Genomic DNA, 9885 nt, shown 5'->3' with positions numbered 1-9885 from the left:
GAGCAGCATCGAGCCATGCCCCGCTGACAGCACGAAGCGGTCGCGGTCCGGCCAGTTGGGGTGCGCCGAGTCGAATTTCAGGAAGCGCGAGAACAGCACGGTCGCAACGTCGGCCATACCCATGGGCAGACCTGGATGGCCGGACTGCGACATCTCGATGGCGTCGACCGCGAGGAAGCGGACGGCGTTGGCGAGATCGTTATGCGAGACCGCGGTGAGGTCGGCTTCGGCGTGGACGGAGATGTTCATCGGGTTCTCTCCTTGCTCACTTCAAGCTGCGCTTGCGCTCGATCAACTGCATGATCAGCGGCGTCAGGATCAGTTGCATCGCCAGGTCGAGCTTCGCGCCGGGGCACACGATCGAGTTCGCGCGGGACATCCAGCTTTGCGGCAGCATCGACAGCAGATACGGAAAGTCGATGCCGCGCGGATTCTTGAAGCGGATCACCACCATCGATTCGTCCGGCGTCGGGATCCAGCGTGCGACGAACGGATTTGAGGTATCCACCGTCGGCACGCGCTGGAAGTTGATGTCGGTCTCGGTGAATTGCGGACAGATGTAGTGGATGTAATCAGGCATCCGCCGCAAGATCGTGTCGGTGACCGCCTCGGTCGAATAACCGCGCGCGCTGCGGTCGCGGTGCAGCTTCTGGATCCATTCGAGATTGATGACGGGCACGACGCCGATCTTGAGATCGGCATAGCGCGCGACATTCACTCTATCGGTGACGACGGCGCCGTGAAGGCCTTCGTAGAACAACAGGTCCGAGTTTTCCGGCAGCTGCTTCCATTCGGTGAAGGTGCCGGGCGCGGCGCCATGCAGCGCGGACTCCTCGGCGTCGTGCACATAGTGCCGCGTCGTCGCCGTGCCGGTCTCGCCGTAGTCGCGGAAGGCCCGCTCCAGCTCCTCGAACAGATTGGTCTCGGGGCTGAAATGGCTGAAGTGCTTGTTGCCGCGCTCGGCCTCGTTAGCCATCTGCGCGCGCATCTCGGCGCGGTCATAGCGATGGAAGGCGTCGCCCTCGATGTAGGCGGCATTGACCTTCTCGCGGAAGAAGATCTGCTCGAAGGTCTTCTTCACCGAGGTCGTGCCGGCGCCGGAGGAGCCGGTGATGGAGATGATCGGATGCTTCCTGGACATCGGTCACCTCCCTCACAGCCGGAAGAAGCCGCGGCGCGCGAACAGCGGCGCGGAGACGCTGGCACCCAGCAGCGGATCGCAGTGCAACTCGGCGGCGCGCCGCACCTCGTTGCTCGAGCCCATGATCAGCGGCACGCGCTGGTGCAGGCTCTGCGCCGAGAGGTCGAGGATGCGCTCGCGGCCGGTCGTGGCGGAGCCGCCAGCCTGCTCGATGATCATCGCCATCGGGTGCGCCTCGTAGACCAGGCGCAGACGCCCGTCGCCGTAGCCGGGCCGCGCATCGGAGGGATAGAGGAACACGCCGCCGCGGGTGAGGATGCGATAGGCCTCCGCGACGAGCGAGCCGATCCAGCGCATGTTGAAATTGTGGTTCGCAGGCCCGTCGACGCCGGCGAGGCATTCGTCGATGAAGGCGCGCACGGGCGGGTCCCAGTGCCGGCGGTTCGACGCGTTGATCGCGAATTCCTCGCAGGCCTCGGATATCTGCACGCCGCTGCGCGCGAGGCGGAAACAGCCGGCTTTGCGGTCGAGCGTGAAGATGTCGACGCCCTCGCCAAGCGTCAGCACCAGCGAGGTCTGCGGACCGTAGGTGACGAACCCCGCCGCGAGCTGCGCCGATCCGCGCTGATGAAAGGCAAGCGCGAGATCATCAGGCGCGGGCAGGATCGAGAAGATCGTGCCGACGGTCATGTTGATATCGATGTTGGAGGAGCCATCCAGCGGATCGATCGCAATGCAGATCTTCGCCTGGCGATCCCAGATCTGGGGCTCGCGCATTTCCTCGGATGCGAGCGCCGCGATCGGCTGCCTGCCGAGGTAGCGGCGCAGGATCGCGTCGGCCTGGACATCGAGGTCGCGCTGGACGTCGCCGTCGCTGTTGCAGCCGGTGGTCAGGCCGGAAGCGTCAGCGAGGTCTCCGCTGGCGATGAGGTCGGCGATCTCGATCGCCGCCGCCGCGATGGCATCAACTGCCGCCGCCACGGCCAGCGCATGCGGCGCCGTCTCGGAATACCGTTGAAGGTGGTCGTCCAGCCTGAGTTGCCCGGTCATCTGCGTCCATCCCCTTTGCCGGCGCCGCATCCATGTCCTCCCCGCTGGAGGTCGGTGCGGTCAGTCTCGGCACGAGGAGATTGACAGGGGCGGCTTAATAAGGAAAATTTCTATTCATAATGAGTGCCAAAGAATTTTCTTATAATGGCTCCGGCCATGCAGCCGCCCAGCTCCGGCATCTGACGATCCGGCAGTTGCGCTCGCTTGCGGCGCTCTCGGCCAAGGGCAGCGTCACCGCTGCGTCGACCCAGCTCGGCCTGACCCAGCCGGCGGTGACGCAGCAGCTGCGGCAGCTTCAGGACCTTGCAGGTTTGCCGCTGGTGCAGCGGACCGGCGATGGGATGCTGCTGACGGAGGCAGGTCGGGAAGTTCTGGCGCTCGCCGAACGCGTCGAAGCCGCCATCACCGACTGCCAGGGCGCCCTCGATCTGCTTGCGGGCAGGACCGGCGGCACGGTGCACCTTGGCGCGGTCTCGACCGCGAAATACTTCGTGCCGCATGCCATCGCGGCGTTCTCCAAGCGCTCACCGAAAATCGAGATCAAGCTCACCATCGGCAACCGCGAGGAGATCCGCGAGGCCATGCACGGCTACGAGCTCGATTTTGCCGTGATGGGTCGGCCGCCGGCCGACGTCAGCGTCGACGTCCGCCAGCTCGGGCGCAATCCGCACATCATCGTCGCGCGCAAGGGGCACTGGCTGGAGAAGGATTCAGGCCTCAGCCTGACCGATCTCGTGCACGAGACCTTCCTCACCCGCGAGCCGGGGTCGGGCACGCGCACGCTGATGGAGGGCATGTTCCAGAAGTCCGATCTCGAGCCGATCATCGGCATGGAGATGAGCAGCAACGAGACCATCAAGCAGGCGGTGATCGCCGGGCTCGGCATCGCCTTCATCTCGGCACATACCGTGGCGCACGAGCTCGCCGAAGGCCGCCTCATCGTGCTCGACGTCGCAGGCCTGCCGATCGTGCGGCAATGGTATGTGATCCGCCGCAGCGACAAGGTGCTGCTGCCGCCGGCGCAGGCGATGTTCGATTTTCTGGGCTCGGAAGGCGCGAACTATCTGCCCGAAGTCCCCGATTTCGGCAAGCGATAGCGCCGCCAGCGCTCAGGCCATCAGCTTCATCGCGACGGTGGCCGCCAGGATAAGGATGATCTGGAGCAGACGCTCTGTCGTGAAAATACGGTTGAATGTGGTCATCGCGCGCCCCCGGCCGTCGTAAACGGATTTGGACGAATTGCTAGCACAGGCGGGCAACAGGGCAACTCCGTAGTCGCCCCGGGCCCGCTCTCGACTACGCTCAGGCGGCGAGCACGGCGGCGTGATCCGCGCGGGCCGCGAAATAGGCTTCCAGTTCCGACAGCGCGCGAGCTTCCCACTCGTTGGCCTGCTCCAGCAGCGAGCCGCGCTGGCCTGGACGAAACGCCGCGGTCTGGCGATAGAGCGATGCGATGCCGCGATAGCGGCGCACGTTCTCGAAGATGGCGTGTCCGTTGATCTGGCCGGTCATGTCGAAAACTCCCTCGTATTCCCGCGGGAGAAATTGCGGCCAAATCTTTTTTGAAAAGTTAGCGGCGTGACCCAAGCGCGCGGATGGTTGCCGGACTGTTGCCTCAGCGCAACGAGCGCTCTCGGCGGCACCTGTTTATTGCGAATTCGTTGCCGCGCTCTCGCCCGACGACTTCAATCCGCCACGGCGGTTGATGGTCATGCTCGCACGGCAGAGATCGGCAAGGCCAATCACCAGCACGGCCAGCAGGCAGAACAGGTTGACGGAATCCGCGTTCGCACTCGACAGCGCCGTGAACTCGAAGAAGGGCGGGATGAACGCCCACCACACCAGGGGAATGGTGAGCAGCGCGGCAAACACGGCCGCCGGCACGCCCGCGACAATGCCGAGCACGAACAGGCTGGGCAGGAACGCCGCAAAATAGAGCTTTGCACCGAGCGCGACGCAGACGCCTTGAAGCACAGCCGACGCTGCGACGACGACAAATCCGAACAGAAACGCCTGCCACGACCATGGCCGCAACCGCGGTACGCCAACCAGTCCCGCACGCCTCATAGGGCCTCCCCTGCCGCCGTTAACCAGGCCGCTTGCGACCAAAGTACTACAGCAGCAGGGAATCCGCGAGGCGGAAATCGCATCTTCACCGCGGCCCGATGCGAGGCTGGTAAACGGGGCCACGGCACACAATCGTACCTCTATTCCGTGACCGCGTAGAGCAGGCCGGCGACGGGCAATGCAAGGCCAATGGCCGAGGCCAGCGTCCAGCCGCCTTGCGCGAACGCCCAGGCGCCGAGCGCGGACCCCGCTGCTCCGGCCGCAAAGAACGTTGCCATATAGAGCCCGTTGAGGCGGCTGCGATGTTCGTGTCCGAGCAGGAAGATGGCGCGAAAGCCGAGCACCACATTGCCCTGCACGCCAAAATCGATGGCGATCGCGGCCACAACGAGAGCGGCCAGATTGAGCATCGAGCCGGCCGCGCCGACATGCGTCACCAGGAAGCCCAGCGCAACGAACAGCATCGCGGCGAGCGTGGCGATGCGGCTATGGCCGCGATCGGCAAGCCTGCCTGCGATCGGCGCTGCGAACACGCCGGACACGCCGGCGAGCGCGAACAGGGCGATGCCGCGCTGGGTGAAGCCGAATTGGACGGCGAGCTGGAGCGGCACCACGGTCCAGAACAGGGTGAAGGCGCCGAACAGGCCGGCCTGGTACAGCGCACGCCGCCTGAGCAGCGGCGTGGTCCGCACCAGATGCGGCATTGACAGCAGCAGCGCGCCGTAATGCATGCGCGCCACCGGCTTGCGCTTCGGCAGCGTGATGCGCAGCACGACCGTGAGCGCGATCATCAACGCTGCCGAGCAGAAGAACACCGCATGCCAGGACAGCGCCGCGGTAACGAAGCTCGACACCGGGCGCGCCAGCATGATGCCGAGCATCAAGCCGGTCGAGACGTTGCCGACGACACGGCCGCGAATGGCTTCCGGCGCGAGGTGGGCGGCATAGGGAATGATGATCTGCACCGCGACCGAGCCGAGACCGATGAACAGCGCCGCGATCAGGAACGGCAGCGCATGGGTCGCGAGCGCGGCCGCGAGCAGCGCTGCCGCGCCGAGCGTGATCACGGTGCAGATCAGCGTGCGGTTCTCGACGAGGTCGCCGAGCGGCACGATCAACAGCAGCCCCGTGCCGTAGCCGATCTGCGTCATGGTCACGATCAGGCCCGCGGCCGCATGCGACAGGCCGAGCGCCGCGCTGATCGGAGCGATCAGCGGCTGCGCATAATAGATATTGGCGGCGACCATGCCACAGGCCGCGGCAAGCACGAAGGTCAGTCGCTGCGAGACCGCATCCGCCTGCGGTGCGGTCTCGATCGTGGCATTCATCGTCATCTAGAACTCTCCGACACTCCAAGGCCTTCAGATATAGGAAACGATCATTCCCTAATTCGACAAAAGTTCACGCGAGCAGCTTCATCGCGACGCCGATCAGGCGCTCGCCCTCGAGCGACAGACGCGCCTTGCCGACCACGCGCAGCCCCTGCGTCATGCAGATCATCAGCCGCGCCGTACCGTCGGCATCGACATGGCCGGGAATCGAGCCATCAGCCTGCCCTTCGCGGATGAGGCCGGCGATGAAGGCCTCGTTGCTCTTGAGCTGCGCCGTGACGCGGGCTCGCATCACCGGATCGACCGCCGACAGTTCGACCGCGCTGCCGACCACGATACAGCCGCGCCGTCCCTCGCTGCCCTGGGAGTGCTCGACATAGGACATGAGCACGTGCCGCACCCGCTCGCGACCGTTTGCGCCGCGCGCGGCCGCCGCGCGGGTCTGCTCCCCGCGTATCGCGGTGTAACGCTCGAAGGCGGCGAGGAAGACGGCATGCTTGTCGCGAAACGCCTTGTAGACACTCCCGGTGGCAAGCCGCATCGCCGCCGTGAGGTCGCCGATCGAGGTGGCGTGATAGCCGCGCTCGCAAAACACCTTGACGGCGCCGTCCAGCGCGATGTCCATGTCGAACTCGCGGGGACGACCGGGAGGAAGGGCGAATGCTCTCGATTTTCGAGCGACTTTTTGCATCGCGACATAATAGGGAATGATCGTTTCCGAATAAAGACACGTGGTTGTGACTTGGGAGCGACGGGCCGGCGGCCCGGGCTCTGCAGCGCGCCGCCGAAGAGACGCTGCGCTGCGTCCGGGCACGAGAGCGGCGTTTGGAGCACGCTCTTTCCACACCGTCATTGCGAGCGCAGCAATGACGGCCTATGAGGGGACGGGCATCGCTCCTGCGACCAGCACTCAAATTGCAGATACGCCTTCTCGCCCTCGCGAGAGCGCGATCACCCCTTCGGCATCACCGGCGTCCCGTCCGCCATAACAGCCACGCCCTTCCGCTCGGCGATCATCCCATAGGCCTGCGGCTGGCGATGAATGTCGAAATTGAAAGTCGTCCGCTTGTAGGAATTGCAGAGATCGAGATCGCAGCGGGCGAGCGCGAGCTCGTCGCCCTTGGTGGTGCAGCGAGCGACGATTTCGCCTGACGGAGCGATGATGCAGCTGCCGCCGATATGGTCGACGCCTTCCTCGACACCGGCCTTGGCGACGCCAACGACGAAGGTGCCGTTCTGGTAGGCCCCTGCCTGCATCACCAGATGATTGTGGAACAGCGAGAGGTCGTCGTGCTCCGGCGCGGGCGGATTGTGCACCGGAGTGTTGTAGCCGATCATCACCATCTCGACGCCCTGCAAGCCCATCACCCGATAGGTCTCGCTCCAGCGGCGGTCGTTGCAGATCGCCATCCCCATCACGCCGCCGAACGCATCGACCACGCCGAAGTCGCCGCCCGGCTCGAAATAGCGCTTCTCCAGATGCTGAAACTTGCGCCACGGCTCGTGCTCGGCGTGGCCGGGCAGATGAACCTTGCGGTACTTCGCAACGATGGTGCCGCCCTTGTCGACGAGAATCGAGGTGTTGTAGCGATGGACGATTCCGGCTTCGAGCGTGAGCTCGGCATAGCCGAGGCAAAATCCGATGCCGCACGCGCGGGCGAGATCGAACAGCGCTTGCGTCTCCGCTCCGGGCATCTCGCGTTCGAAGAAGCTGTCGATCTCGGCTTGGTCCTCGAAGTACCAGCGTGGAAAGAACGTGGTCAGCGCAAGTTCGGGATAGACGATCAGATCGCAGCCATTGGCATGTGCTTGGCGCATCAACGCCATCAGCCGCGCCACCACTTCGGTCCGGGTCTCGGTCCTCGCAATCGGGCCCAACTGGCCGGCCGCGACAGTCACAAATCTCGCCACGAATTGTCCCTCGTTCGTTTCCCGGTCGATCGGGCTCTCGCGCCCATGCAGGTTCTGCGCCTGACGGCGCCGGTATCGGAGGATGAGCTATCGGCCACAGCTATTCCAGGAACTTTCGTTGCCAATCTGCAACGGTTCCCCACGATCTAAGACCGGACAAAAGAAACGCCCATTGCGGCCACGAACCCTGCTCACAACGCCGTGAGACAAGTCAGGGGAACGACGATGCGTGCACAACGCGTTTGGAACGTGACGGGAGCCGCCAGCATCGGGCAGCTTCAGTCCAGATTGGACGATTTGAACAAGCGACTCAGCCAGCTCGAGGGCCAGCACCCCGAGGGCGCGAAAATCGACGAGCTGAAGTCGAGCGCGCTCAGCCTCTCCAGGGAAATCGACGACATCCGCTGCGCCGAGGCGACGGCCGCGTTGCGCGAGTTGCTCCGGAAATAGCCGGACCTCGACGATTCGGCGCGGCGCAACGGAACCAACGCTCTGGCCCGCCATTTCCATGGAGAGCATGGAGCGAAATCATGACCAGGCATCTGACGCGAGCCCATCTCGCGCGCGGTGTGGCCGGCGCGGTTTCCACGCTGGTCCTGTGCGCGACGATGGCCTTCACCATCGCCTACCACTTCGCATTGTGAGGAAGCACTCGCATGATGTCCGACCCCGAGGAGTCGGTAAGGCTGCAAGGCTACGGCGAGATGACGTTGCGCACCGCAATCGCGACGGTGATGCTGCTTGCCCCACGCGAGCGCGCGGACGCCGCGATCTTCCGTGTCCGTGACGGCGTGCGGCTCGCGCAAAGCGAAATCGCCGAACTCGCATCACACTGGGACATTCCGCCGGCGGCTCACGTCAGGTCACCGAGATTGGTCCCGGAGCAGCACTGGTCCGATATCGTCCGCGGCATGGTGCGTGAGGCGCCGCTGCCGTCGCTGATGGTGGCATTCATGCTGGGCGTTCTGGTGGCGCGGCGGTAGGGCTACCGCTCCTGCAGCAGCACGATCGATGAAGCAGAGGACGATTGATCAGGGCGCGCCCTGAAGTTCAATGCGCCCTAGACCTCAGATCGTTTCTTGCCCGCAGATCAGCCAGCCATGCCCGCGGAACAGGTCACTCTGCGAGGACCAAATCGGCCGTGGACCCGCCCGCAAAATCGTTGCAAAAGGGGACCTGAGACGCCAGCGGCCGGTCCGCCAAGCCTTTGCAAAACGCCAATTTTTGGAAGAATGGTCGGAGTGGCAGGATTCGAACCTGCGACCCCTGCGTCCCGAACGCAGTGCTCTACCGGGCTGAGCCACACTCCGACAAGAGGCCGGCTTATAGCGTCCGGTTTGGCGCACCGCAAGCGGCCGAGATGAGGAATTTTATCCCTGTGAAAACGGGTCTTGAGACGCTGATTTTGCCGGCCGGCGCGGCTGCCGCCGAGGCCGCCGCCGGGACCTTGGCCGCCGGCGGGCTGGTCGCGTTTCCGACGGAGACGGTGTATGGGCTCGGCGCGGACGCCGCCAACGCCACGGCCGTCGCCCACATCTACAGCGCCAAGGGGCGGCCGGCCTTCAACCCGCTGATCGCCCATGTCGCAGACCTCGCCGCCGCGCAGCGGATCGGCCGGTTCGATGCGCGCGCTCTCAGGCTTGCCGAGGCGTTCTGGCCGGGGCCGCTGACGCTGGTGGTGCCGAAGACGGAGAATTGTCCGGTGGCCGATCTTGCCACCGCAGGCCTCGACACGGTCGCGATCCGCATTCCCGCCCATCCGGTAGCGCAGGCGATCTTGCGCGCGTTCGGCGGGGCGGTGGTGGCGCCGTCGGCCAACATCTCGGGCCACGTCTCACCGACGCTGGCCGGCCATGTCGAGAGCGATCTTGCCGGGCGGATCGACCTGATCGTCGACGGCGGACCAGTCGCGGTCGGCGTGGAATCGACCATTGTCGGCTGCTTCGAGACGCCGATGCTGCTGCGCCCGGGCGGGCTATCGCGCGAACGGATCGAGGCGGTGCTCGGCGCGAGCCTGGCGCGGCCGGCCGTGGAGGCCGACAGCGGCGACAGCCAGCCGCTGGCCCCGGGCATGCTGGCCTCGCATTACGCCCCGCGCACGACCGTGCGGCTTCGCGCGGGGGACGTTGCGCCTGATGAAGCGCTGCTGGCGTTCGGCCCTGCGCGCCTGCCCGGCCAGGACGCCGCCGCCGCTGTCATGAATTTGTCGCCCGCGGCTGATCTCGATGAAGCCGCCGCCAATCTGTTCGGCTATCTTCGCACGCTCGATGCGAAGAGCCCACGGGCGATCGCCGTGATGGCAATTCCCGAGGAAGGTCTGGGCGAAGCGATCAACGACCGGCTGCGGCGCGCGGCTGTTGCGAGATAAGAGTGGAAGACGAGACA

The 9885-nt window shown here is 65.3% G+C and carries 11 protein-coding genes, 1 tRNA gene and 1 pseudogene; 4 read left to right on the top strand and 9 right to left on the bottom strand.

The genetic code is table 11. From position 1 onward, the window contains the following. The 3 genes and pseudogenes from IF809_RS20660 to IF809_RS20650 form a co-directional block, all read right to left on the bottom strand. Nucleotides 1-249, bottom strand: a pseudogene (locus IF809_RS20660) (transketolase); the annotation flags it as partial. 16 nt (nt 250-265) lie between these two features. Beyond that, complete coding sequence (locus IF809_RS20655) at nt 266-1141, bottom strand: phosphoribulokinase (RefSeq protein WP_462838326.1); 876 nt, start codon at nt 1139-1141, stop codon at nt 266-268. Between the two features lie 12 nt (nt 1142-1153). Beyond that, complete coding sequence (locus IF809_RS20650; RefSeq protein WP_462838325.1) at nt 1154-2191, bottom strand: class 1 fructose-bisphosphatase; 1038 nt, start codon at nt 2189-2191, stop codon at nt 1154-1156. A gap of 119 nt (nt 2192-2310) precedes the next feature. On the opposite strand from IF809_RS20650, the gene IF809_RS20645 reads away from it, so the two are divergent. Continuing rightward, nucleotides 2311-3288, top strand: a complete 978-nt coding sequence (locus tag IF809_RS20645; RefSeq protein WP_128967765.1) for a LysR family transcriptional regulator — start codon at nt 2311-2313, stop codon at nt 3286-3288. 205 nt (nt 3289-3493) lie between these two features. Here the strand turns inward: IF809_RS20645 and IF809_RS20640 are convergent, their stop codons facing one another. The 5 genes from IF809_RS20640 to IF809_RS20620 form a co-directional block, all read right to left on the bottom strand. Next, nucleotides 3494-3703 carry a hypothetical protein gene (locus tag IF809_RS20640; RefSeq protein WP_128967766.1) on the bottom strand — a complete coding sequence of 70 codons (210 nt, stop codon included), beginning with the start codon at nt 3701-3703 and terminating at the stop codon, nt 3494-3496. Between the two features lie 135 nt (nt 3704-3838). Further along, nucleotides 3839-4258, bottom strand: a complete 420-nt coding sequence (locus IF809_RS20635; RefSeq protein ID WP_128967767.1) for a DUF4118 domain-containing protein — start codon at nt 4256-4258, stop codon at nt 3839-3841. 140 nt (nt 4259-4398) lie between these two features. Further along, the gene (locus IF809_RS20630) at nt 4399-5592 is read right to left on the bottom strand and encodes an MFS transporter (protein WP_462838324.1); all 1194 of its coding nucleotides are present in this window, start codon (nt 5590-5592) and stop codon (nt 4399-4401) included. A gap of 67 nt (nt 5593-5659) precedes the next feature. Further along, nucleotides 5660-6214, bottom strand: coding sequence for a TetR/AcrR family transcriptional regulator (locus tag IF809_RS20625; RefSeq protein ID WP_462838323.1), 555 nt, complete (start codon nt 6212-6214; stop codon nt 5660-5662). 326 nt (nt 6215-6540) lie between these two features. Continuing rightward, nucleotides 6541-7500, bottom strand: coding sequence for an N-carbamoyl-D-amino-acid hydrolase (locus IF809_RS20620; RefSeq protein WP_462838322.1), 960 nt, complete (start codon nt 7498-7500; stop codon nt 6541-6543). 225 nt (nt 7501-7725) lie between these two features. Here IF809_RS20620 and IF809_RS20615 point away from each other — a divergent pair, with 225 nt between their 5' ends. Both IF809_RS20615 and IF809_RS20610 read left to right on the top strand, forming a co-directional pair. Next, nucleotides 7726-7950 (top strand): hypothetical protein, encoded by a 225-nt coding sequence (locus IF809_RS20615; protein WP_128967771.1) that lies wholly within the window; start codon nt 7726-7728, stop codon nt 7948-7950. A 206-nt stretch (nt 7951-8156) separates the two neighbouring features. Further along, on the top strand, nt 8157-8483 hold the full coding sequence (locus tag IF809_RS20610; protein ID WP_128967772.1) for a hypothetical protein: 327 nt from the start codon (nt 8157-8159) through the stop codon (nt 8481-8483). Nucleotides 8484-8733: 250 nt separating this feature from the next. On the opposite strand, the gene IF809_RS20605 is transcribed toward IF809_RS20610, so the two are convergent. After that, a tRNA-Pro gene (locus tag IF809_RS20605) sits at nt 8734-8810 on the bottom strand. Nucleotides 8811-8878: 68 nt separating this feature from the next. Between IF809_RS20605 and IF809_RS20600 the strand changes: the two genes are divergently transcribed. Further along, nucleotides 8879-9868 (top strand): L-threonylcarbamoyladenylate synthase, encoded by a 990-nt coding sequence (locus IF809_RS20600; protein ID WP_462838321.1) that lies wholly within the window; start codon nt 8879-8881, stop codon nt 9866-9868. Nucleotides 9869-9885: the final 17 nt, after the last annotated feature.

It is taken from the genome of Bradyrhizobium sp. UFLA06-24 (genome assembly GCF_054967145.1).
Note: the sequence above shows the minus strand (reverse complement) of the source record. Positions and strands in the feature narration are given on the sequence as shown.

Excerpts from the sequence above, each read along its gene's own strand:
- IF809_RS20655 (WP_462838326.1), bottom strand. The coding sequence starts at position 1,141 with ATGTCCAGGAAGCATCCGATCATCTCCATCACCGGCTCCTCCGGCGCC.
- IF809_RS20650 (WP_462838325.1), bottom strand. The coding sequence starts at position 2,191 with ATGACCGGGCAACTCAGGCTGGACGACCACCTTCAACGGTATTCCGAG.
- IF809_RS20645 (WP_128967765.1), top strand. The coding sequence starts at position 2,311 with ATGAGTGCCAAAGAATTTTCTTATAATGGCTCCGGCCATGCAGCCGCC.
- IF809_RS20640 (WP_128967766.1), bottom strand. The coding sequence starts at position 3,703 with ATGACCGGCCAGATCAACGGACACGCCATCTTCGAGAACGTGCGCCGC.
- IF809_RS20635 (WP_128967767.1), bottom strand. The coding sequence starts at position 4,258 with ATGAGGCGTGCGGGACTGGTTGGCGTACCGCGGTTGCGGCCATGGTCG.
- IF809_RS20630 (WP_462838324.1), bottom strand. The coding sequence starts at position 5,592 with ATGACGATGAATGCCACGATCGAGACCGCACCGCAGGCGGATGCGGTC.
- IF809_RS20625 (WP_462838323.1), bottom strand. The coding sequence starts at position 6,214 with ATGGACATCGCGCTGGACGGCGCCGTCAAGGTGTTTTGCGAGCGCGGC.
- IF809_RS20615 (WP_128967771.1), top strand. The coding sequence starts at position 7,726 with ATGCGTGCACAACGCGTTTGGAACGTGACGGGAGCCGCCAGCATCGGG.
- IF809_RS20610 (WP_128967772.1), top strand. The coding sequence starts at position 8,157 with ATGATGTCCGACCCCGAGGAGTCGGTAAGGCTGCAAGGCTACGGCGAG.